Annotated in this window: 21 protein-coding genes and 1 tRNA gene; 10 read left to right on the forward strand and 12 right to left on the reverse strand. The window is 65.4% G+C overall.

Annotated elements, in window-relative coordinates:
* Positions 1 to 69: 69 nt before the first annotated feature.
* The gene (locus tag H618_RS0119805) at positions 70 to 1,074 is read right to left on the reverse strand and encodes a GntR family transcriptional regulator (protein ID WP_028696718.1); all 1,005 of its coding nucleotides are present in this window, start codon (positions 1,072 to 1,074) and stop codon (positions 70 to 72) included.
* Positions 1,075 to 1,375: 301 nt separating this feature from the next.
* On the opposite strand from H618_RS0119805, the gene H618_RS0119810 reads away from it, so the two are divergent.
* Genes H618_RS0119810 through H618_RS0119845 form a run of 8 tightly spaced genes read left to right on the forward strand, consistent with a single transcriptional unit; the run spans position 1,376 to position 9,105 of the window.
* The gene (locus tag H618_RS0119810; RefSeq protein ID WP_028696719.1) at positions 1,376 to 2,725 is read left to right on the forward strand and encodes an amidase; all 1,350 of its coding nucleotides are present in this window, start codon (positions 1,376 to 1,378) and stop codon (positions 2,723 to 2,725) included.
* Positions 2,726 to 2,754: 29 nt separating this feature from the next.
* Positions 2,755 to 3,636 (forward strand): polysaccharide deacetylase family protein, encoded by an 882-nt coding sequence (locus tag H618_RS0119815; RefSeq protein ID WP_028696720.1) that lies wholly within the window; start codon positions 2,755 to 2,757, stop codon positions 3,634 to 3,636.
* A gap of 51 nt (positions 3,637 to 3,687) precedes the next feature.
* Positions 3,688 to 5,043, forward strand: coding sequence for an MFS transporter (locus tag H618_RS0119820; RefSeq protein WP_028696721.1), 1,356 nt, complete (start codon positions 3,688 to 3,690; stop codon positions 5,041 to 5,043).
* Positions 5,044 to 5,075: 32 nt separating this feature from the next.
* Entirely contained in the window at positions 5,076 to 5,837 is a 762-nt protein-coding gene (locus tag H618_RS0119825) for an SDR family NAD(P)-dependent oxidoreductase (protein ID WP_028696722.1), read from the forward strand.
* A 43-nt stretch (positions 5,838 to 5,880) separates the two neighbouring features.
* Entirely contained in the window at positions 5,881 to 6,630 is a 750-nt protein-coding gene (locus tag H618_RS0119830) for an SDR family NAD(P)-dependent oxidoreductase (protein ID WP_028696723.1), read from the forward strand.
* Between the two features lie 8 nt (positions 6,631 to 6,638).
* Positions 6,639 to 6,938 carry a hypothetical protein gene (locus H618_RS0119835; protein ID WP_028696724.1) on the forward strand — a complete coding sequence of 100 codons (300 nt, stop codon included), beginning with the start codon at positions 6,639 to 6,641 and terminating at the stop codon, positions 6,936 to 6,938.
* Positions 6,935 to 7,924, forward strand: a complete 990-nt coding sequence (locus tag H618_RS0119840; protein WP_028696725.1) for a CobW family GTP-binding protein — start codon at positions 6,935 to 6,937, stop codon at positions 7,922 to 7,924. Before H618_RS0119835 ends, H618_RS0119840 begins: the two co-directional genes overlap by 4 nt.
* Positions 7,921 to 9,105, forward strand: a complete 1,185-nt coding sequence (locus tag H618_RS0119845) for an ABC transporter substrate-binding protein (protein ID WP_028696726.1) — start codon at positions 7,921 to 7,923, stop codon at positions 9,103 to 9,105. Before H618_RS0119840 ends, H618_RS0119845 begins: the two co-directional genes overlap by 4 nt.
* A 55-nt stretch (positions 9,106 to 9,160) precedes the next feature.
* Here H618_RS0119845 and H618_RS0119850 read toward each other — a convergent pair.
* The 6 genes from H618_RS0119850 to H618_RS22140 form a co-directional block, all read right to left on the reverse strand.
* A tRNA-Gly gene (locus H618_RS0119850) sits at positions 9,161 to 9,234 on the reverse strand.
* Between the two features lie 114 nt (positions 9,235 to 9,348).
* Positions 9,349 to 10,233: an alpha/beta fold hydrolase gene (locus tag H618_RS0119855; protein ID WP_028696727.1), complete on the reverse strand. Its 885-nt coding sequence runs from the start codon at positions 10,231 to 10,233 to the stop codon at positions 9,349 to 9,351.
* 94 nt (positions 10,234 to 10,327) lie between these two features.
* Positions 10,328 to 11,020 carry a pseudouridine synthase gene (locus H618_RS0119860; protein WP_028696728.1) on the reverse strand — a complete coding sequence of 231 codons (693 nt, stop codon included), beginning with the start codon at positions 11,018 to 11,020 and terminating at the stop codon, positions 10,328 to 10,330.
* A 38-nt stretch (positions 11,021 to 11,058) separates the two neighbouring features.
* Entirely contained in the window at positions 11,059 to 11,277 is a 219-nt protein-coding gene (locus tag H618_RS0119865; RefSeq protein WP_028696729.1) for a cysteine-rich CWC family protein, read from the reverse strand.
* Positions 11,270 to 12,760 (reverse strand): sensor domain-containing diguanylate cyclase, encoded by a 1,491-nt coding sequence (locus H618_RS0119870; RefSeq protein WP_028696730.1) that lies wholly within the window; start codon positions 12,758 to 12,760, stop codon positions 11,270 to 11,272. Before H618_RS0119870 ends, H618_RS0119865 begins: the two co-directional genes overlap by 8 nt.
* A 142-nt stretch (positions 12,761 to 12,902) precedes the next feature.
* Complete coding sequence (locus H618_RS22140; protein ID WP_154660694.1) at positions 12,903 to 13,877, reverse strand: tetratricopeptide repeat protein; 975 nt, start codon at positions 13,875 to 13,877, stop codon at positions 12,903 to 12,905.
* A 323-nt stretch (positions 13,878 to 14,200) separates the two neighbouring features.
* Between H618_RS22140 and H618_RS21985 the strand changes: the two genes are divergently transcribed.
* Positions 14,201 to 14,617, forward strand: a complete 417-nt coding sequence (locus H618_RS21985) for a hypothetical protein (protein ID WP_081673826.1) — start codon at positions 14,201 to 14,203, stop codon at positions 14,615 to 14,617.
* Here the strand turns inward: H618_RS21985 and H618_RS0119885 are convergent.
* Positions 14,614 to 15,723, reverse strand: a complete 1,110-nt coding sequence (locus tag H618_RS0119885; RefSeq protein WP_028696731.1) for an enoyl-CoA hydratase/isomerase family protein — start codon at positions 15,721 to 15,723, stop codon at positions 14,614 to 14,616. The genes H618_RS21985 and H618_RS0119885 overlap by 4 nt on opposite strands.
* Before the next feature lie 127 nt (positions 15,724 to 15,850).
* On the opposite strand from H618_RS0119885, the gene ung reads away from it, so the two are divergent.
* Positions 15,851 to 16,543, forward strand: a complete 693-nt coding sequence (ung, locus tag H618_RS0119890) for a uracil-DNA glycosylase (protein ID WP_028696732.1) — start codon at positions 15,851 to 15,853, stop codon at positions 16,541 to 16,543.
* A gap of 18 nt (positions 16,544 to 16,561) precedes the next feature.
* Here the strand turns inward: ung and H618_RS0119895 are convergent, their stop codons facing one another.
* From H618_RS0119895 to H618_RS0119910, 4 genes are all read right to left on the reverse strand, one after another.
* Entirely contained in the window at positions 16,562 to 17,593 is a 1,032-nt protein-coding gene (locus tag H618_RS0119895) for an AbrB family transcriptional regulator (protein WP_028696733.1), read from the reverse strand.
* Positions 17,586 to 19,100 (reverse strand): tripartite tricarboxylate transporter permease, encoded by a 1,515-nt coding sequence (locus H618_RS0119900; RefSeq protein ID WP_028696734.1) that lies wholly within the window; start codon positions 19,098 to 19,100, stop codon positions 17,586 to 17,588. The genes H618_RS0119895 and H618_RS0119900 overlap by 8 nt, the downstream gene beginning before the upstream one ends.
* A 3-nt stretch (positions 19,101 to 19,103) precedes the next feature.
* Positions 19,104 to 19,562, reverse strand: coding sequence for a tripartite tricarboxylate transporter TctB family protein (locus H618_RS0119905; protein WP_028696735.1), 459 nt, complete (start codon positions 19,560 to 19,562; stop codon positions 19,104 to 19,106).
* An 81-nt stretch (positions 19,563 to 19,643) separates the two neighbouring features.
* Positions 19,644 to 20,636 (reverse strand): Bug family tripartite tricarboxylate transporter substrate binding protein, encoded by a 993-nt coding sequence (locus tag H618_RS0119910; RefSeq protein WP_028696736.1) that lies wholly within the window; start codon positions 20,634 to 20,636, stop codon positions 19,644 to 19,646.
* Positions 20,637 to 20,967 lie beyond the last annotated feature (331 nt).

Consider the following 20,967-nt stretch of genomic DNA (forward strand, 5'->3'; position numbering starts at 1 on the left):
CGCTGCTTTATAGCCGCAGCACCTGATATGCCGCCAAATCCAGCGCCGACGCAAGCGCCGGATGCCGCCTCAGGCCAGCCGCTGCAGGTAGCTGGGTACCTGCGGCTCAGGCAGCACCGAGAGCACCTTGAGCCGTTGCAGGGTGCGCTCGCGGGCCTTGCCGATGTGGTCGCGCAGGCACGAGCAGGCCGATTCCACGGTGCCGTAGAGCAATGCCTCGAACACCAGGCGGTGTTCCATCAGCATCGCCTGGTCGTTGCTGCTGTGCAGCGCCTCGTGAAGGATGCGGCCGACGTTCATGGGAATCTGACACTGGCGAATCACCGCTGCCATGCGCGTGTTGGCGATGCCTGCCAGGCAGGTGACGTGCAGATCGTGCTCGAGCTGTTCGATGTCGGCGCGCGACACCTCGCGCCCGGCGTCCTGGGCGTCGACCACGCGCTGCAACATGGCCTGCAACTCGTTGCGTGGCACCCGCTCGACCGCTTGGCGCAGGGCGTCGGGTTCGAGCAGCATGCGCAGTTCGTAATCCTGCTTGACCGCCTGCGCGGTGAGCGGCCCGGCCAGCCATTGCGAGTACGGCTCCTTTTCCACCAGGCCCTTGTCGCGCAGGCGCATCAGCGCTTCCCTCACCACGTTGCTGCTGACGTTGAGCGCCTCGGCCGCACGCTGGCCGTCGATTCGGTAGTGACCGAAGACCATGAAGCGGATCACCGTTTCCGCCAACTGCTCATAGATACGCTCACCCAGTGGCCGGTAATCGATCAGCTCTTCCTGCCGCTCCAGGCCCAGCAGTTGCCGGGTCAGCGGGACCCGCCGCGGTGCAGCCTCGGTGCCGTGGGGGTCGATGAGAAAGCCGCGGCCTTCGAAGCGGCGGATCAACCCTTCTTCATGCAGCAAGGTCAGCGCCTGGCGTACCGGCACCCGGCTGGTGCCGAACAGCTCTGCCAGCGGCCCCTCGACCAGCACCAGCCCGGTCACTGCCTGCCCACCCAGAATCGCCTCGCGCAGGGTGGTGCGGATGACTTCGTAGCGTGAAGTTGGGCGCTCGTCCAAGGGCGGTGTCGCGGACATCGAGTCAGGTCTCATAGGGCGGAATGGGCAAGTTTCTCACAAGCACGGCGGGAATGTGCCTACACGCGGTAACACTTCCCTGATCGATCCTGAGGCAAGGCTGTTACCGAACGCCTCAAAATGGATCATTTATAAAAACATCCAATTTGCGCGCCAAGGTGATTCTGGATTGTCTCGGCGCAGAGCTTCGCTACGCGCCAGAGCGGTTCGACCTCCCAAAACATCTATCAGGCGCAACTTGGCACGTTCGGTGCTTTCTCAAATGTACGTATTCACTAAATGTACATTTTAGAGGTGGCGGATGAGTGTCGATGGCGTGTCCCTGGCCCAGGCTTATGCCGAGGCAGCGGCTGATCCGCTGAGTGTGGCGCAGCAGGCGTTGCAGGCCGCGCAGCAGCTACCGGCGGCCTTCATCAGCCTGTGCCAGAAGCGCGCACTGCGTGAGGCAGAAGCGGCTCGGCAGCGCTGGCAGGCCGGCCAGCCGCTGTCGCCGCTCGACGGCGTGCCGGTGGTGTGGAAAGACCTCTACGACCTCGCCGGGGAAATCACCAGCGCCGGGGCCAAGGTGCGCATGAATGACGCCCCCGCATCGTGCGACTGTGCCCTGGCGAGCGTGCTGAGCCGCGCCGGCATGGTCAGCCTGGGCAAGACCAACCTCAGCGAGCTGGCCTATTCGGGCCTGGGCCTCAACCCGCACTTCGGCACCCCGGCCAACGCCGTGGCGCAAGGTCCGGCACGGGTGCCGGGCGGCTCTTCCTCGGGTTCTGCGGTGGCAGTGGCCAAGGGCGTGGCGCCCATAGCCATGTCGACCGACACCGCCGGCTCCATTCGCATCCCCGCCGCCTTCAATGGCCTGGTCGGCTATCGCAGCAGCAGCCAGCGCTATGACTTCAGCGGGGTCACCCCGCTGGCGGTGTCGCTCGATGCGCTGGGCCCGATCACCACCAGCGTGCGCGATGCCATGGCGATCGATGCCCTGTTGCTGGGCAAGCCGTTCGCCGCCAGGCCTTTGCCCGTGGCCGGATTGCGCCTGCGAGTCGACGACGCGCTGCTGGACGATGCGCGCATTCAGCCTGAGGTCAAAGCCAATCTGCTGGCCGCCGCCGAGCGCCTGCAGGCGGCCGGTGCCGCCCTGGAATACGGCCGCGTCGAGGCGTTCCATCAGGCCCTGGCGCTGATCGAACAGGTCGGCTGGCTTGGCAGCGCTGAGGCCTTCGCCCGCTACGAGTCGCTGCTCGACAGCCCAGTCGCCGAGCACCTCGACCCACGCGTACGCACCCGCCTTGAGGCCGCCCGGCATTTCCCGGCCAGCCGCCAGGTACGCCTGTACCAGGCCGCGCGCAACCTGCGCCAGCACATGGCAGATGAGCTGGACGGCGCCATGCTGCTGACCCCGACGGTTGCCCATGTCGCGCCGTTGCTGGCGCCCCTGCAAGACGATGCGGCGCTGTTCGCCGCCAGCAACCTGGCCACTCTGCGCCTGACCATGCCCGGCAGCATGCTCGACATGCCCGGCGTGGCCCTGCCCAGCGGCACTGGCGAGGCCGGCATGCCCACCAGCGTGCTGGTGTCCGGCCCCAGTGGCAGCGACGCGCGCCTGCTGCGCGTCGCCCTGACCCTCGAACCCTATGTGCGCGGCGTAGCCCGCTAACTCTTCTGAATCACAATGAGGTGTAGATCATGGCGAAAGAAATCTTTGTCTCCATCGGCGTCGACGTCGATGCGGTCGCTGGCTGGCTGGGTTCCTACGGCGGTGAAGACTCCCCGGACGACATCTCCCGCGGCCTGTTCGCCGGTGAAGTCGGCTCGCCGCGGCTGCTTAAGCTGTTCGAGAAGTACAACCTGCGCACCACCTGGTTCATCCCCGGCCACTCGGTGGAAACCTTCCCCGAACAGATGAAGGCGGTGGTCGCTGCCGGCCACGAAATCGGCGTGCATGGCTACAGCCATGAAAACCCCATCGCCATGACGCCCGAACAGGAAGAGATCGTCCTCGACAAGTCGATCGAGATCATCACCCAGCTCGCCGGCAAGCGTCCCACCGGCTACGTGGCGCCGTGGTGGGAATTCAGCAACGTCACCAACGAACTGCTGCTGCGCAAGGGCATCAAGTACGACCACAGCCTGATGCACAACGACTTCCACCCCTACTACGTGCGGGTCAAGGACAGCTGGAGCAAGATCGACTACAGCCAGCACCCCGACACCTGGATGAAACCGCTGGTGCGCGGCGAGGAAACCGACCTGGTGGAGATTCCGGCCAACTGGTACCTCGATGACCTGCCGCCAATGATGTTCATCAAGAAGTCGCCCAACAGCCACGGCTTCGTCAACCCGCGGCACCTGGAAGAAATGTGGCGCGACCAGTTCGACTGGGTCTACCGCGAGCATGACTACGCCGTGTTCCCCATCACCATCCACCCCGACGTCTCTGGCCGTCCGCAGGTGCTGCTGATGCTCGAGCGCTTCATCGAGCACATGCAGGGCCATGCCGGGGTGAAGTTCGTGACCATGGACGAAATCGCCGACGACTTCATTCGCCGCCAGCCGCGCAAAGGCTGACGCCGCCGACCTTCTGCCAACCCTGCCCACAACAACAAGAGACCCACCACGATGACCACGCAGGCCACCACCACGACGCCCGTCGGCGCCCCCGGGACATGGAAACCGGTACACCTCGATTCCAAGGATGTTCGCTATGCCACCTGGATCGCCTTCTTCGCCTGGGTGTTCGCTGTCTATGACTTCATCCTGTTCGGCACTTTGTTGCCGGTGATGGGTGGGCACTTCACCTGGAGCGAGGCCGAGCAGGCCGAGATCGCCACCTGGGTCGCCGTGGGCGGCGCGGTGGTGGCCTTCATCGTCGGCCCGCTGGTAGACAAGATCGGTCGCCGTGGCGGGATCATCTTCACCATCGGCGGCACCGCGCTGTGCTCGGCACTCACTGCGGTGTGCGCCGGCATGGGCAAGGGGCCGTTGATTGCCGTGCGCTCGGTGGCAGGGCTGGGGTATGCCGAGGAGGGGGTCAACGCCACCTACCTCACCGAGGTCTATGCGGCCTCGACCGATCCCAAGCTGATCAAGCGCCGCGGCTTCGTCTACAGCCTGGTGCAGAGCGGCTGGCCGGTCGGTGCGCTGATCGCCGCCGGGCTCACCGCCTTGTTGCTGCCGCACATCGGCTGGCAGGGCTGCTTCGTGTTCGCGGCGGTGCCGGCGTTGGTGGTGGCGATTCTGGCCCGCAAGCTCAAGGAAAGCCCGCAGTTCCAGGTGCACCAGCGTATTCGCCAGCTGCGCAAGGCCGGTGATGAAACCGCTGCGCGCAGCCTGGCCAGCGAATACCAGGTCGATTACGACGAGCACGCCAAGGCCGGCGTTGCCGCGGCCTTCCGCGGTGCCGCGCTGCGCCCGACCGTGGTATTGAGCTTGGCGATTCTGCTCAACTGGTCGGCGATTCAGGTGTTCAGCGTGCTCGGCACCTCGGTGATCGTCAGCGTTCACCAGCTGTCGTTCCAGAATTCGCTGTGGATTCTGGTGCTGTCGAACCTGGTCGGCTTCATCGGCTACCTGTTCCACGGCTGGCTGGGCGACCGCCTCGGTCGGCGCAACACCGTCGCGCTGGGCTGGATGTGTGGCGGTGTGGCGTTCTTCGCCATGCTGCAGGCGCCGAGCCAACTGACTACCGTGGTGGCGCTGTACAGCCTGGGCCTGTTCTTCCTCACCGGCCCGTACTCGGCGATGTTGTTCTTCATGGGCGAAAGCTTCCCCACCAGCATCCGTGCCACCGGCGGCGCCATCGTCCACGCCATGGGCCCGATAGGCGCCATCGTCGCCGGCCTGGGCATCACCAGTGTGCTCAACGCAGGCGGCCAGTGGCACAGCGCGGCGCTGTGGTTCGGCGCGTTGCCGTGCTTCCTCTCGGGTGTGGTGATGTTCGCCGCGCGCCATGTCGAGCCGCATTCGGTCAAGTAACTCAACAGATCAAGCGATAAGGAGTCCCCGCGATGTCTCAACCTGTAGCTCTCATCACCGGCGCCGCCAGCGGCATCGGCCAGGCCGTTGCCGTGGCCTACGCCAGGGAGGGCGTGCGTGTGGTCGGCGGATACCTGCCGGACGCCGGCCACGACCCGCTCGACACGCAGCGCTTGGTGCAAGCCGCCGGCGGCGAGTGCCTGATGCTGCCGATGGACGTCACCGACAGCGCTTCGCTCGATGCCATCGCCAAGGCTGCGGTAGAGCGCTTCGGCCGCCTCGACTACGCGGTGGCCAACGCCGGCCTGCTGCGCAAGGCTGCGCTGCTGGAGATGACCGACGCGCAGTGGAACGAGATGCTCGACGTCGACCTCACTGGCGTCATGCGCACCTTCCGCAGCGCCAGCCGTTACCTGGGCGAGGGCGGTGCACTGGTGGCCATTTCATCGATTGCCGGCGGCGTCTACGGCTGGCAGGAGCATTGCCACTACGCCGCGGCCAAGGCCGGGGTGCCGGGGCTGTGCCGCTCGCTGGCGGTGGAGCTGGCACCGCGCGGCATCCGCTGCAACGCGGTGATTCCCGGCCTGATCGAAACCCCGCAATCGCTCGATGGGAAAAACTCGCTCGGCCCTGAAGGCCTGGCCAGGGCCGGCAAGAGCATCCCGCTCGGCCGGGTCGGGCGCGCCAGTGAAGTGGCCGACCTGGTGTGCTACCTGAGCAGCCCACAGGCGAGCTACATCACCGGGCAAAGCATCACCATCGACGGCGGTCTGACCGTGCGTTGGCCGGAATGAACCCCTCGCCGCACGCCTGGCGTGCGGCCATCAGGAGTGAACCATGCAACTACTGAACAACCGCCGCGCCGTGGTCACCGGGGCGGCCAGCGGCATCGGCGCGGCCATCGCCCATGCCTATGCCGAGGCCGGCGCACGCCTGGTGCTGTGTGACCGCGACGGCGAGCGCCTGGCCGCAGTGGCCGCCGCCTGCCGAGCGCTGGGCGCCGAGGTGCTGGAATGCGTGGCCGACGTCGGCAGCCGCGAAGGCGCACAGGCGGGCGTGGATGCTTGCGTACAAGGGCTGGGCGGCATCGACATTCTGGTCAACAACGCTGGCATGCTGACCCAGGCCGATTGCGTCGACCTGACCCAACAGATGTGGGACGACATGCTGCGCGTCGACCTCACCAGCGTCTTCGTCGCCAGCCAGCGCGCCTTGCCGCACATGCTGGCGCAGCGCTGGGGGCGGATCATCAACATCGCCTCGCAGCTGGGCATCAAGGGCGGCGCGCAACTGACCCACTACGCTGCAGCCAAGGCCGGTGTGATCGGCTTCAGCAAGTCGCTGGCCCATGAAGTGAGCAAAGACAACGTGCTGGTCAACTGCATCGCCCCGGGGCCGATCGAAACGCCGCTGGTCGATGGCATCAGCCAGGCCTGGAAGGCCGCCAAGGCCAAGGAACTGCCGCTGGGTCGCTTCGGCAGGGCCGAGGAAGTGGCGCCGGTGGCGGTGCTGCTGGCGTCCGAGCCGGGCGGCAATCTGTTCGTCGGCCAGACCCTGAACCCCAACTCCGGCGACGTCATGCCTTGAGGTGAACCATGTGTGGACTGTGCGGCCTGATCGGCGAAGACGCGCACTGGAGCGATCCCATCGACAGCAGCCTGCCGGGGCGGCGCGAGCGCTTGCGCCGCATCGCCGCGATCAATCAGGTGCTGACGCCCTTTCGGCTCAAGGTCAGTGACGTGCAAGGGGCGAGCTACCTGCTGCAAGGCGCGACCGGCAAGCAGGGCATCGCCTCGGGCCTGGAGCAATTGTGGCAGGTGGCCGAGGACATCCTCAGCCGCCCGCTCGACCCCCTCGACCCGCGCATCCTCGAGCATCTGGAGGCGCGTGCATGAGCGTGCAGATCAACGTGCTCACCGGCTTTCTCGGCAGCGGCAAGACCACTTTGCTGCAACGGGTGCTGGTCAACGAAGACATGGGCGAAACAGCGCTGCTGATCAACGAATTCGGCGAGGTCGGCATCGACCACCTGCTGGTGCAGGAGATCGCCCCCAACACCGTGCTGCTGCCCAGCGGCTGTGTGTGCTGTTCAGTGCGCGGCGACTTGAAACAGGCGCTGATCGACCTGCACGACAAACGCAGCCGCGGCCTCATTCCGGCGTTTCGCCGAGTGCTGCTGGAAACCACCGGCCTGGCTGACCCGGCGCCGATCCTCGCCACCTTGCAGCGCGACCCGCAACTGCGCGGGCGCTATCACCTGGGTCTGCTGGTGACCGTGGTCGATGCCGAGCATGCCGCGCTGCAAGAACGGCTGCACCCCGAATGGCTGGGGCAGGTCACGGCCGCCGACCGCCTGCTGGTGAGCAAGGCCGACCGCGTCGATGGGCAGGCGCTGAGCGAGCTGATCGAGCATCTGCACACCCTCAACCCGGCTGCGAGCGTGGCACTGACCAGCGCTGTGGTGGCGGGTGACCAACAGCTGCTCGGCGAGGGCCTGAGCAGCCGCCTGCCGGATGCCGAGGTGGCCAGATGGCAGCTGTTCGCCCCGACCCGTCAGCCGCGCCACGGCACCGCGCAGGTTTGCGCGCTGGAGTACGCCCAGCCGCTGGACTGGCTGGCGTTCGGGGTTTGGTTGTCGATGCTGCTAAGATGCCACGGCGAGCGCATCCTCCGGGTCAAAGGAATTCTCAACGTGATCGACGCCGAACACCCCATCGTCATCCACGGTGTCCAGCACTGCCTGCATGCGCCGGTGCACCTCGAACATTGGCCGGGTGGCGAGCGCCGCTCGCGGCTGGTGATCATCGTCCGCGACCTCGACACCACGCTGCTGCGCCGCTCGTTCGACACCTTCCTGCAACGCCTGGGGCGGGCGGCATGAGCCAACCGCTGACCTTGCGCGTGCTCGGCACCTCAGTGACGCTGCTCGAATCGATTCGCCTGCGCGCCGAGCAGGAGCTGGGCATTCGCATCGACTACCAGGTGCACGACGTGCAGACCGTGCAGCGCATCGCCCTGATGCACCCGGAACGCTACGACCTCTACGACCAGTGGTTTCACAGCATGGACTTCGTCTGGCCGGCGGGGGCGATCCAGCCCATCGACGTGCGCCAGATCGATGCCTGGGGCGAAATCAACGGCCTGGCCAAGCACGGCAGGTTGCACCCAGACGACCCGCTGGCCGGTGGCAGCCTGCCCTGCGACCGGCTGTTCGTGCAGCACGATGGCAGCCTTGGCGAGCGCCCCAGCCACTTCATCAGCATGCTGCCGCTGACCCACAACGCCGACAGCTTTGCCTACCGTCCCGACCTGCTGCCGCCCGGATTTTCCTGCGAAGAAGAGAGCTGGTCGTGGCTGGTAGACCCGGCCTGGTGCGGTCACGCCGCGCTGCAAAGCGATGCCGCGATCGGCGCGCTGGACGCTGCGCTGGCGGTACAGGCCAAGGGCCTGGCGCACTTCGAGGTGATCGGCAACCTGCGCCTGGATGAAATAGACCAGCTCTCCAGCGCCCTGATCAAACTGCAACGCCAAGGCCACTTCGCCGCCTTCTGGTCCGACGACCGCGACGCCGGCCAACTCATGCTCGGGCCCAAGGTGCACATCGAAAGCGTCTGGTCGCCCGCGCTGATGCAACTACACCGCGAAGGCATCCAGTACCGCCAGGCCGTGCCCAAGGAAGGCTACCGCGGCTGGTTCGGCGGCCTGTCGCTGTCGCGCGCCGTGCACGGGCCGGTCAAGGCGGCGGCCTATGCTTACTTGAACTGGTGGCTGTCCGGCTGGCCCGGCGCGATGATGGCTCGCCAGGGCTTCTACATCTCTAACCCGCCGCGCGCCCGCGAACACCTGTCTGCCGCCGAATGGGACTACTGGTACGAAGGCAAACCCGCCTCCGAACACCTGCCCGGCAGCGACGGCCAACCCCTCATCGAACCCGGCCAGATCCGCGAAGGCGGCTCCTACAGCCAGCGCGTCAGCCGCATCAGCGTGTGGAACGCGGTGATGGACGAGCATAACTATCTGGTGCGCAAGTGGGCGGATGTGTTGCGGGCGGGGCGGGGGTAGGGTGTTGCGGATAGAGCGGGAGGGGATTTGAGCTGAGGCGCTCTGGAGGAGAAGCTGGAGCGGGTAGAGGGAATCGAACCCTCAACTAAAGCTTGGGAAGCTTTCGTTTTGCCACTAAACTATACCCGCTTCGCAGTGCGACTTTTTACCAGAAGCCCCCGCCGATTGAAAGCGCCACGCTGAAATAATCCCTCTACCTCGCCTTTTCGCGCCCCTGCCGGGTGCCGCTTTCGTGTGCCTGGCTCACAGGGCCAGGGTATGGCCGAGCGGTGTATGCCGGGTGTGGCTGGCAAAGGCTCGCGGGGTGGGTTGCAGGAAGTCGAGCATGACCTGGCCGGTTTGCTCGCAAGCGGGCTTGTGTTCCATTTCCAGGAAGTGCCCGGCGGCGTCGATCATCGCGAACTGGCAGTTTGCGATGTGTCGGGCGAACTGCCGGGCGTCGCTGGCGGTGGTGTATTCGTCGTGCTCGCCGTTGATGAACAGCAGCGGGATATCGATGTTGCGGCCGCCCTTGAGGGCGCGGTCGAGGTCGTGGTCGAGCACCTGGCTGATGTGGAAGTGCATCTGCGCGTATTCGTGGCTGTCGAGGCTGCTGACGTGGCGATAGTTGAAGCGCTTGAACAGCGACGGCAGGTGCTTGCCGATGGTTTCGTTGACCAGGTGGCCGATGCGCGGCCGGTCGCAACGGGCCAGGTACTGGCTGCCGCGGCTCAGGTAGTCGTGCATCGGCGCGTTGATCAGCGGTGAGAACGAGCTGACGATGGCTTTGTTGATGCTGCGCGGGCGGTGGGCCAGGGCCAGCAATGCGCAGGCGCCACCCCAAGAGAACGACATCAACTGGTCGGCGCTGAAGTGCTCGATCAGCTCCAGCAGAATGTGCGCTTCGGTCTCTTTGCTGAGCAGCCGCTCGTGGTGGTTGTGCGGCCGCGACTTGCCGGCGTAGGGCTGGTCGTAGAGCACCACGTTGCAGCGCGGATGCAGGTTGCGCACGGTCTGGGCGAACGAGGCGGTGGTGGCCATCGAGCCGTTGACCAGAATGATGGTGTGCTCGGCCGCTTTGGCGCGATAGCACTCGGTGTAGACCCGGTACTGACCTTGAATATCAAGCACTGCGATTTCTGGCCGCATGTCGTTGACTCCTGGCGCAAAAAGGGCGTTCTCGACACGCAGGGTGCGCGGGGTTTGTGACAGCTAGAGGGGCGTGGACCAGAACGCCGACGAGCTACACCGAGGCGATTTCTTCGGCGCTCAGCGGGCGGCACTGCCCCGGCGCAAGCTCGGCATCCAGCACGATCGCGCCCATGCGCTCGCGGTGCAGGGCAGTGACCTTGTTGTCGAAGTGGCCGAACATGCGTTTTACCTGGTGGTAGCGGCCTTCGAACAAGGTCAGGCGCGCCTGGCGCGGGGCGAGGATGTCGAGCTGCGCGGGGAGGGTGGTGAGGTCTTCGAAGGCGAAGTAGAAGCCTTCGCGAAAGCGTTCAACGTAGTGCGCTTCGATGACGTTTTCTGTCTCGACCCAGTAGGTCTTGGGTTGCTTGGTCTGCGGCTGGGTCAGGCGTCGTGACCATTGGCCATCGTTGGTCAGCAGCAACAAACCTGTGGTGTTGAAGTCGAGCCGACCGGCAATGTGCAGGCCCTCGCGCAGCGGCTCGGGCAGCAGGTCGATAACGGTGCGGTGCTCGCCATCGACGGTGGCGCTGACGCAGCCGGCGGGCTTGTGCAGCATCAGGTAACGTGCTGGCGGCCCGCTTTGCAGCAACTGGCCGTCGACCTCGACCTGGCTGAACACCCGCACGTCAGTACGCGGATCGTCCGCCACTTGGCCATCGACACGCACACGTTTGTGCGCCAGCAACAGGCGCACCTGCTGGCGGTTGTAGCAAGGCAGGTTGGCGAGAAATCGGTCGAGGCGCATGGTCGGGGGCGGGCTGGCTGGGGTGAGGGCGCCGCAGTCTAGCGCTTTGCCGCCTGCGCTGCCTGTAATTGCGCCTCGACCTGGGCGCACGCGGGGCACAGGCACTGGCTGTTGCGCAGTTCGGCAGGCAGCGCTTCGAGTACCGCCGGGTCGATGCTCACCGCATAGCACCAGCACGGCTGGGTGGCCCGTTGCGGGTCGGCCAGGGCGCAGTCATTGAGGGCGCCGCATGCCGGGCAGTGTCTGGCGTCAGGCATGTTCGCGGCTCGCACGTTCGCTGCACACCCGGTTGCGTCCGCCCTGCTTGGCCCGGTACAGCGCGTGGTCGGCGCGGCTGATCAGGTTCTGCAGCTGATCGCCCGGTTGCAGGCGGGTCAGGCCGATGCTGGTGGTCAGTTGCAGCGAGCGGTCTTCGAAGGCAAAACGCGCCTGCTCGGTGCGCAGGCGGATTTTTTCCGCAACGCGCAAGGCACCGGCCTCGTCGACATCACGCAGCAGCACAATGAATTCCTCGCCGCCCCAGCGGCACAGCACATCGGACTGGCGCAGGCTGCCCTGCAAAACCAGGGCGAACTGGCTCAGCACGGCATCGCCGGCCAGGTGCCCATGGGTGTCGTTGAGGGCCTTGAAGTGATCCAGGTCGATCAACAGCGCCACCAGCGTCGACTGCTCGCGCTGGGCCTGTTGCAAGGCCTGCTCGGCGAGCAGATCGAAGCTGCGCCGGTTGGGCAGGCCGGTGAGGCTGTCGAGGCTCGCCAGCGTTTCGGTGTTGTGCTGATGGCGCTTGATCATGGCGTTGAGCAGCGACAGCACCACCAGGGTGATCATCGCGCAGATGGTCAGGTTGATGTACAGCGACTCGCGAATGCGGTCCAGCGCGCCGGTCTCGCGCTTGTCGACCATCAGGTACCAGTTCAATTCAGGCAGCAGGCGCACGTTGAGGAAGTGACTATGGCCTTCGGCGTCTTCATAACTGTGGCTGCCCGGAGTCGGACTCGGCATGCGCTCAGTGAGATTGCGCAAGGCGGGGCTGGCGCTCATCAGGTCACCGACCCGCAGCCCATGGGCCCCGCCTTCGGAGGCGGTGAGCAGAACCTTGCCCTCGGCGTCGGTGAAGAACACCGAGCGCTGATAGCGGCGCTGGTACTGGTCGATCAGGCGGATCACCGCATCCACGCTCAGGCCAACACCGGCCGCGCCGATGAAGCGTTGCTGGTAGTCGAGCACGCGGTAGTTGATGAACACGGTCAGGGTGTCCTGGTTGGCCATGTCCAGGTCGACATTGGTTTCGTACGGCGCGCTGCTGTCGCGCAGGCGGAAGTACCAGGCATCACGCCAGGCCTGGGCATCGACCTTCTTCAACACGCCCTTGGCCTGGTAATAGGTGCGGCTGGCTTCGGAAACGAGAAACGCGGTGAAGGTGTTCTGCCCGGCCATGACTTCGCCCAGATAACGGGTGATGCGCTCGGCATCCTGCTCGCCGGCCAGCAGCCAGTCGCGCAGGAATGTGTCCTGGGCCATCATCGACGAGATCTGCACCGGTCGCAGCAGGTCTTTCTGGATTTCCGAATAGACGGTGTCGGAGGTCAGCGGCAGCTCGGTGTTGATGATGCCGTCACGGATCGCCCCGCGTGAGGCGAGGTAGCTCAGCAGCGAGGTCGCGAAAAAACCGCAGCTCAGCAGCATCAGCAGGGTGAGGATCAACGTACGCTGCGAGAACAGGGCGGAACGAGGCGGCATGATCTTCCCATGATGTGTGCCAAGGGCAGCATTCTAGAGAGAAGGACCGCAAATGGTAAGCGCGTCGTTCCAGCCTGTTTATGCAAAGGCAGGCGTCAGGTAGAAAGTGATTCCGATCGCAGGGGCAGTCAGCTTGCGCTGGTCACCACTCGTCAGGTCTTACAGGCATCTGGCTTATCACGAACGGCGCAACTACCGAGGAGATCGAAGGGTCATCCGTGAGGTACGCATCCTTCATGGAGACCGAATACAGCGACCTGATGACGGCCTTGTCTGCCTCGATATCGCCGCTGCTTTTGTGTAGATAGATTCGGCTGTAATGCTCACCTCTTGCGAACGCATATTGCACGCTGATGGTGATGGGCTTGGTCTCGAGGATTGCGCGCACTCGACGGTCGCCTAACATCCTGCGTTTGAGTGTGCTGAGCAGCTCATCCGTCCACATTTGGTTGTATTTTTCCCTGCGCGCGTCGTCTGGCATCAGGCCAGCGGCTACCAGCGGGCGGATGGCTTTCCACGCCGGATCTGCGTAGCGGGCGGTGGCATCGATATACAGGTTCAATGCACCTTCACGGTCTTCAGGCCCTCCCTTGCCCTGTTCCATCAACTCTCCCAGGCCCACGACACCGGTGCGACCGGCCAGCTTGTAGTATTCGCGGGCTTTGACGAAGTCGACGGGTTGAGCGATGCCGTCTCGGGACATGCGACCCAGCTCGACATAGGCCGACCGATCGCCTTTCGTCGCGGTTGTGTACAACGCCTTGGCCCGGTTGAAATCCTGAGTAACGCCCCTACCCGTCTCGTAAAGAATCCCCTGGACGTGTTGGCAGACCGCATTGCCTTGTTCGCTGGCGGCGATCACGTTCCACACGTCTTGTGGATCGACATCAGGGTAAGAAAGCGCGGAGCGGCAGCTGACATCCTGATCGCTTGCCAAGTGTGTATCGAACGTGCCCAGCGGTTTATAAGCCAATAGCCGCGCGTGCCTTTCCATGGGTGTAAGGGGGCGCTCACGTGCGGCTTTGACGTAATCCACGGTGTTTTGCGCGCCGCGTTCCAGGGCCTGGCAGCCGCAGAGGGCGATGAGCAGCGCGGAAAGTGCAAACGGTCGAGTCATAGAGCAGGCAATGTCCTTATTGAGAGAGTCGTGCATCTTCCATGGGATGAGCGCTGGTAAGCGCCAGCATCCGGCGTGTCGAACACAGCACCGAAACTGCGGGTTGCCGCGAGGCGAGCCGTTCCATGGACCGGCTTTGGGCCAGTGGGTTCACGCAGTGGTTGGTCTTGGTGCATAGCCCGTCAGGTGTGCATGTTTCCAGATATTTCCGTCAGGGCACTGAATTCAGGTTTTACGGTCACATCAGCGTCCTGTTGTTTTGCGCAGCGACCACGAGTGTGGTCGCTGGTCAGAGCTCCCCCCAGCGGTCCAGGAGGCCGCCCATGCCCCCAAGAATTCTATTGTGCGCACTACTGGCGTTGCTGAGTGTCGGCTGCGCGCCGTACCCGGGTGGCGGTTACTACCGCACCGAGGTCTATCAATCGGAGCCGGATGTCTATCCGGGCTACTACCGCAACGATCGCTACTACGTAGTGCCGCAGCAGCGCTATTACTACTCGCCTGCGCCGCGCTATCAGCCGGTGCCGCCGGGTTACTACCGAGCGGTGCCGGAGCCGCGCTACTACCGGCCCTATCCGCCGCCGCAGATGGTGCCCTGGCGCGGTGATGGGCGCGGCGATCACCGCCATCGTCACCGCTACGAGCACGGTCGCGACCGCCACGACTATCGCCGCCCACCAGGGCCGCCAGGCCCAGGCGGCTGGCCGGGGCGTGAGCATGGGCGGCACGGCCCGCGTTAGTGGGCGAGGTCTGCCAGCGGGTGGCGGCCTTCCCAAACCTTGCTGAAGTGCGCTTCGACCACCGCCGCGGGCACCTGCGCGGCATCCGGCCAGTGCCAGCGCGGCGCATGGTCCTTGTCGATCAGTCGGGCGCGCACGCCTTCGGCGAACTCCGGATGGCGGCAGCAGTTCAGGCTCAAGGCGTAATCCATCTGTAGGGTCTGGCTCAGCGACAGGTGCCGCGCGCGCTGGAGCTGTTCCCAGATCAGGTGTGCGGTGAGCGGACAGCCACGCTGCAACTGCTCGCCGGCGGCGGCCAGCAGCGGATCAGGGTGATGGCGCAGACCGGCCAGGGCGCGCCACGCCGAGGGCGCATCGCTGACATCCAGCAGTTCATCGATCAGTCCGCGCCGCGGTAGCCACTGCGCGACCGGCAATTGTGCGCTGGCGCAGCGATGCCCGGTGCGCAGCAGGCTGTTGAGCTGCAGCGCGGTTTGCTCCTGCCAGTTCACTTGCAACAAGTCATCGAGCAGTTCTGCCTGCTTGTCATCCGCCCAGACCCGATCCGCCAGGCCCAGATCGAGGGCGTCGCGGGCATTGATCGGCGCGCCGGTCAGCGCCAGGAACAAACCCAGTTTGCCCGGCAGTCGCCCGAGAAAGCGGCTGGCGCCGACATCCGGGTACAGGCCGATGCTGATTTCCGGCATCGCCAGCCGACTGCCTGGGGTGACGATGCGCACGCCGGCGCCCTGCAGCAAGCCCATGCCACCGCCCAGCACATGGCCGTGGGCCCAGCACAGCAGGGGTTTGCGGTAGGTGTGCAGGTGGTAGTCGAGGGTGTACTCGGCGGCGAAGAAGCGCGCCGCCTCGGCTGGCACGCAGCCCGGCTGGCGATGACAGGCGGTGGCCAGGCTGCGCACATCGCCCCCGGCGCAGAAGGCCTTGCTGCCATTGCCGCGCAGCAGCACGCAGACCACATTCGGGTCATCGGCCCAAGCGCGCAATTGCTGGTCAAGGGTTTCGATCATGCCCAGGGTAAGGGCGTTGAGGGTGTTCGGGGCGTCGAGGGTGGCGACGCCAATATCGGCACCGTCGGCGCCGGTCAGGACTTCGCAGAGAACGGACATGGACTTCCTCCTCAGGTCGTCGCTCCAGTATGGCTGGCAGAACCGATCCTGCCCGGCGTCGGTCGGATGGATTGACATTGCGGCCACGCTTTCCTAGGGTCGCGCCCCTCTGATTCTGGATTGCCCCATGACCGACGACGACCGCATCAAGCTCGAACCCAGCTGGAAGGCCGCGCTGCGCGAGGAGTTCGACCAGCCCTACATGCACCAGCTGCGCGAGTTTCTGCGCCAGGAATACGCCGCCGGCAAGCAGATCTACCCGCCAGGGCCGCTGATCTTCAATGCGCTGAACTCCACGCCGTTGCCAGAGGTGAAAGTGGTGATCCTCGGCCAGGACCCGTACCACGGCCCCGGCCAGGCCCACGGCCTGTGCTTCTCGGTGCAGCCCGGCGTGCCGGCACCGCCGTCGCTGGTCAACATCTATAAAGAACTGCAACGGGACCTCAACCTGCCGATCCCAAGTCACGGCTACCTGCAAAGCTGGGCCGAGCAGGGCGTGCTGCTGCTCAACACCACCATGACCGTCGAGCGCGCCAACGCCGCCTCGCATGCCAAGAAAGGCTGGGAGCACTTCACCGACCGCATCATCCAGGTGGTCAGCGAGCAGTGTCAGCACGTGGTGTTCCTGCTGTGGGGCGCGCACGCCCAGAGCAAGCAGAAGCTGATCGACGGCACCAAGCACCTGGTGCTCAAGTCGGTGCATCCCTCGCCACTGTCGGCCTATCGCGGCTTCATCGGCTGCGGCCATTTCAGCCGTACCAACGGATTCCTTGAGCAGCGTGGAATCGCCCCGATCGACTGGAAGTTGCCGCCGGTTTAGTCGCCAGGCTGGGGCAAATCAATCCCCCGACCGCTGCCAAACCCGAAACAACGGCTCAGCCAGAAACAGCACGAACAGCAGCCGCATCACCTGCAAGGCCGTCACCAGCGGCACCGACAATTGCAGCGTTTCGGCGGTCAGGCTCATCTCGGCGATGCCGCCCGGCATCATGCCCAGGGTCAGCGAGCGTACGTCCAGCCCGGTGAGGCTGGCCATGGCCCAGGCTGCGCTCGCGGCGATGCCCATGCTCAGGGCCGTGGCCACCAGGGTGCGGCCGAGAAACGCCGGGGCGCGGCGGAAGAAGGCGCGGTTGAAGTGGCAGGCCAGGCCGCTGCCGATCAGCCATTGGCCGATCTGGCTGGCGCCGTCGGGCAGCGACAGCTGCTGATCGCTGGCCAGGCTCACCACTGCTGTCACCAGCAACGGCCCGAACAACCACGGGTTGGGTTGACGCAGGCGCTGCCAGAGCAGCGCGCTGAGCAGCGCCAAGGGGGTGATCAGCGTCAGCCACGGCCAGCTGACGCTGCCGCTGTGGTGCAGCGCCGGGCCTTCGCCGAGCAACAGCTTGAACAGCGCCGGCACACACAGCACCACCGCCAGCACGCGCAGGCTCTGCGCCGCCGCCACCTGGCTGAGCACCGCGCCGTTGCGCGCCCCGAGGTTGACCATCTCGCCCGAACCGCCCGGCATGCTGGCGAAGAATGCCGTTGGTCGGTCTTCGCCGCCGCGGCGCAGCAACCAGACGCCGACGATGCTGGAGACGGTAGTGAGCAGGGCGCCGAAGAAGATCAGCACGAAGTGGCTGGCGACCTGCTCGATCACCAGGGGTGTGAAGTGCAGGCCGATACCGACGCCGATGATCCACTGCCCGCACTTGCGCCCGTTGGGAATTTCCGACAACTGCCAGGGGCTCAGGCAGCGCACCAGGATGATCGCCAGCAGTGAGCCGACCATCCACGGCAAAGGCCAGCCGACCTTGCTGGCGAGAAACCCGCCTGCAAGGCCGACCAGCCCGGTTGCCCAGTACAGCGGCAGCCTGCGATCAGGCATCCGCCACGGCCCGGCGTTGCTGGGCACGGCGGCGCCAGATGCGCAGCAGTGGCAGGCAGATCATGCACGCAGTGACGATCCACACACCCAGGCTGATCGGGCTCGACCAAAGGATGCCTAGCTCACCGTTGGAGATCGACAGCGCACGGCGCAGGTTCTGCTCCATCAGGCCGCCGAGGATGAACCCGAGCAGGATCGGCGACAGCGGGAAGTCCAGCTTGCGCAGGATGTAGCCCATGATGCCGATGCCGACCATCAGGAACAGGTCGAAGGTGGTGGCGTGTACGGCATAGACGCCGATCGCGGTGATGATGGCGATGACCGGCACCAGCGCCCAGTTCGGCACCGAGAGGATGCGGGTGAAGATGCGGATCATCGGAATGTTGAGGATCACCAGCATGATGTTGGCGATGAACAACGAGGCGATCAGGCCCCAGACGATGTCTGGTTGCTGCTCGAAAAGCATCGGCCCTGGGGTGATGTTGTAGAGGGTCAGCGCGCCGATCATCACGGCGGTGGTGCCCGAACCCGGTACGCCGAGGGTCAGCATCGGCACGAGGGCGCCGCAGCACGACGCACCGATGGCAGTTTCCGGCGCAGCGAGGCCGCGCGGGTCGCCTTTACCGAACTTGCCGCTGGCACCGGCCATGCGTTTTTCGGTCATGTAGGCCACCGCACTGGCCAGCGTCGCGCCGGCACCGGGCAGTACGCCCATGACGAAACCGAGCAGGCCGCAGCGGATGTTGACCACGAACACCGACGCGGCTTCTTTCATGTTGAACAGCATGCGCCCGGTGGCCTTGACCGCCTGGTGACCGTGGTGGGTCTTCTCCAGCAGCAAGAGAATTTCACTGATCGAGAACAGGCCCAGCACCAGCACGACGAACTGAATCCCGTCCGCCATGTGCACGCTGCCGCCGGTGAAACGGTACACGCCGCTGTTGGCATCGATACCCACGGCCGAGAGGAACAGGCCGATCAGCGCAGCGATGAAGGTCTTCAGCGGTTTGTCGCCGGCCATGCCGCCCAGCGCGACGATGGCGAACACCATCAGCACGAAGTATTCGGCCGGTCCGAAGGCAATCGCCCATTTGGCCAGCAGCGGGGCGAACAGCACCATGCCGCAGGTGGCGATGAAGGCGCCGATGAACGAGCTCCAGGCCGACAGCGACAGCGCCACGCCAGCCAGGCCCTGACGGGCCATGGGGTAGCCGTCCAGGGTGGTCATCACGGTCGATGCCTCGCCCGGGATGTTCAGCAGGATCGAGCTGATACGCCCGCCGTATTCGCAGCCCAGGTACACCGCCGCCAGCAGAATCAACGCCGACTCAGGCGGCAGGCCGAGGGCGAAGGCGATAGGAATCAGCAGCGCCACGCCGTTGATCGGGCCCAGGCCCGGCAGCAGGCCGACTACGGTGCCGATCAGCGTGCCGCTGAGCGCGGTGACCAGGTTGTAGGGGGTGAGGGCGACGCCGAAGCCCTGGCCCAGGTAGCTCAAAGTATCCATGTCTCAGTTCTCCAGAACGCTGAGAAGGCCAAGCGGCAGCGGCACGTCCATCATGCGGTCGAACAGCCAGTAGAGAAAAATGCTCATGCCGGTGACGACGATTGCGCTGTACAGCCAGCGACCGCCGTACAGGCGTGCCATTGGCAAGCCGGCGAGGATGGCGCTGAGGATGAAACCCAGCGACTCGAAGGTGGCGGCGAACAGCAGCAGCAGACCGATGCAGGCGCCGATCTTGATCAGCGTGGCGCGGTCCAGCTCCGGCTCGTCGTCCTTGCGCACGATCGGCGTAGGGCGAATCGCCAGGTACAGCAGTCCCAGGCCCATCAGCCCGAGCATCAGCAGCGGGTAGGCGCGGGGGCCGACCGGCTCATAGGAAAACGCGGCCTGGTAGGGCCAGGCCATGACTGCCAGTGCGGCACAGACCGCCAGCAGGATCAGGGCAAAGATGCGTTGCAGGACCATGATCGAATCCTCGGAAGAAAGCGTGTAGAAGCAGCGCCGGGCGCCCGCTTCCACAGGGCGTGGAAGCGGGCATCGCCGGGTTTACTGAGGCTGGTCCTGGATCAGGCCGAATTCCTTGGCCAGCACCTTGTACTGCGCGACCTGCTTCTTCACGTAGGTGTCCAGTTCCTCGCCGGTCATGGCGAAGGGGAACAGTTCGCGCTGGTCGCGCAGCTTGGCGAAGTCTTCCGAGGCGAGCATCTTGTCGAACGAATCCTTCCACCAGGCGTAGTCTTCGTCGCTGACCTTCGGCCCCAGGTAGAAGCCGCGCACCACCGGCCAGACGATGTCGTAGCCTTGCTCCTTGGCGGTCGGAATGTTCTTCATTTCCGGGTCGTCCAGACGCTCTTCGGAGAACACCGCGAGCAGGCGCATGTTGCCGCTCTGGATGTGCGGCATGGAGTCGGAGATGTCGGTCGAGCCGACCTGGATGTGACCACCGAGCAGCGCCGTGGCAATTTCGCCACCGCCTTCCAGGGCTACGTAGCGCAGGTCACGCGGGTTGATGCCGGCGGCCTTGGCGATCAGCGCGGTCTGCATCCAGTCCTGGCTGCCGACGGTGCCGCCGGAGCCGATCACCACCTTGCTCGGGTCTTTCTTCAGCGCGGCGACCAGGTCGTCGAGAGTCTTGTACGGCGAGTCAGCCTTCACTGCGATGGCGCCGTAGCTGGTACCTACCGCCGACAGCCAGCGTACGGCGTTCTCGTCGAAGCGGCCGAACTTGCCTTGGGCCAGGTTCAGCAGCGAGCCGCTGGACCACGCAACCAGGGTGCCGGCATCGGCTGGGCGCTGGGCCACCACCGCGTTGTAGGCCACAGCGCCTACGCCGCCTGGCATGTAGGTCACGCGCATGGGCTTGCTGAGAATCTTCTCGTTGACCAGCGCGCTTTGTACCAGCTTGCAGGTGAGGTCGAAGCCACCGCCCGGCGAGGCCGGGGCGATGCATTCCGGGCGCTTGGGTTCGGCGGCCAGGGCGTTACCGGCCAGCAGCAGGCAGCCAGTGGCAAGAGCGAGGCGGCGCAGGGTGAAGGTCATCGTCTATCTCCGTCAGTGTTGTTGTTATGGACTGCCAGCGGGGCGAAACGCAGGTGCACCGGCAGCCGGGGTGGTCCGGCGTATCAGTGCGGTTGCCAGGGGTGAAACGGGGGTCTTTGTGCAGGCGCCGGGCGTGCACTGGCCAGGCTGAGCGAATGGCTCAGCCGGATAGGGCCGCACGCGAACGAAGGCGTGCAGCGCAGAATGCTGGGGTAGGGGTGACGAAAGGATGAGCTGGATACGCAGCGGCGCTGGCGCACGGGCGCGCTGGCGGTCAGGGCCTGGGCGCTGGCAGAAGTGCCTGAAGGGCAGGGCGCGAGCGCCTGCAGCT

Source organism: Pseudomonas cremoricolorata DSM 17059 = NBRC 16634 (assembly GCF_000425745.1).
Lineage (GTDB): Bacteria > Pseudomonadota > Gammaproteobacteria > Pseudomonadales > Pseudomonadaceae > Aquipseudomonas > Aquipseudomonas cremoricolorata.

What these genes read in the sequence shown, in the direction of transcription:
- H618_RS0119905 (WP_028696735.1), bottom strand. Translation starts at nt 19,562, where the DNA reads ATGGTCCTGCAACGCATCTTTGCCCTGATCCTGCTGGCGGTCTGTGCC.
- H618_RS0119840 (WP_028696725.1), top strand. Translation starts at nt 6,935, where the DNA reads ATGAGCGTGCAGATCAACGTGCTCACCGGCTTTCTCGGCAGCGGCAAG.
- H618_RS0119885 (WP_028696731.1), bottom strand. Translation starts at nt 15,723, where the DNA reads ATGTCCGTTCTCTGCGAAGTCCTGACCGGCGCCGACGGTGCCGATATT.
- H618_RS0119835 (WP_028696724.1), top strand. Translation starts at nt 6,639, where the DNA reads ATGTGTGGACTGTGCGGCCTGATCGGCGAAGACGCGCACTGGAGCGAT.
- H618_RS0119855 (WP_028696727.1), bottom strand. Translation starts at nt 10,233, where the DNA reads ATGCGGCCAGAAATCGCAGTGCTTGATATTCAAGGTCAGTACCGGGTC.
- H618_RS0119910 (WP_028696736.1), bottom strand. Translation starts at nt 20,636, where the DNA reads ATGACCTTCACCCTGCGCCGCCTCGCTCTTGCCACTGGCTGCCTGCTG.
- H618_RS0119895 (WP_028696733.1), bottom strand. Translation starts at nt 17,593, where the DNA reads ATGCCTGATCGCAGGCTGCCGCTGTACTGGGCAACCGGGCTGGTCGGC.
- H618_RS0119815 (WP_028696720.1), top strand. Translation starts at nt 2,755, where the DNA reads ATGGCGAAAGAAATCTTTGTCTCCATCGGCGTCGACGTCGATGCGGTC.
- H618_RS22140 (WP_154660694.1), bottom strand. Translation starts at nt 13,877, where the DNA reads ATGACTCGACCGTTTGCACTTTCCGCGCTGCTCATCGCCCTCTGCGGC.
- ung (WP_028696732.1), top strand. Translation starts at nt 15,851, where the DNA reads ATGACCGACGACGACCGCATCAAGCTCGAACCCAGCTGGAAGGCCGCG.
- H618_RS0119845 (WP_028696726.1), top strand. Translation starts at nt 7,921, where the DNA reads ATGAGCCAACCGCTGACCTTGCGCGTGCTCGGCACCTCAGTGACGCTG.
- H618_RS0119820 (WP_028696721.1), top strand. Translation starts at nt 3,688, where the DNA reads ATGACCACGCAGGCCACCACCACGACGCCCGTCGGCGCCCCCGGGACA.
- H618_RS0119900 (WP_028696734.1), bottom strand. Translation starts at nt 19,100, where the DNA reads ATGGATACTTTGAGCTACCTGGGCCAGGGCTTCGGCGTCGCCCTCACC.
- H618_RS0119825 (WP_028696722.1), top strand. Translation starts at nt 5,076, where the DNA reads ATGTCTCAACCTGTAGCTCTCATCACCGGCGCCGCCAGCGGCATCGGC.
- H618_RS21985 (WP_081673826.1), top strand. Translation starts at nt 14,201, where the DNA reads ATGCCCCCAAGAATTCTATTGTGCGCACTACTGGCGTTGCTGAGTGTC.
- H618_RS0119805 (WP_028696718.1), bottom strand. Translation starts at nt 1,074, where the DNA reads ATGTCCGCGACACCGCCCTTGGACGAGCGCCCAACTTCACGCTACGAA.
- H618_RS0119860 (WP_028696728.1), bottom strand. Translation starts at nt 11,020, where the DNA reads ATGCGCCTCGACCGATTTCTCGCCAACCTGCCTTGCTACAACCGCCAG.
- H618_RS0119865 (WP_028696729.1), bottom strand. Translation starts at nt 11,277, where the DNA reads ATGCCTGACGCCAGACACTGCCCGGCATGCGGCGCCCTCAATGACTGC.
- H618_RS0119810 (WP_028696719.1), top strand. Translation starts at nt 1,376, where the DNA reads ATGAGTGTCGATGGCGTGTCCCTGGCCCAGGCTTATGCCGAGGCAGCG.
- H618_RS0119870 (WP_028696730.1), bottom strand. Translation starts at nt 12,760, where the DNA reads ATGCCGCCTCGTTCCGCCCTGTTCTCGCAGCGTACGTTGATCCTCACC.
- H618_RS0119830 (WP_028696723.1), top strand. Translation starts at nt 5,881, where the DNA reads ATGCAACTACTGAACAACCGCCGCGCCGTGGTCACCGGGGCGGCCAGC.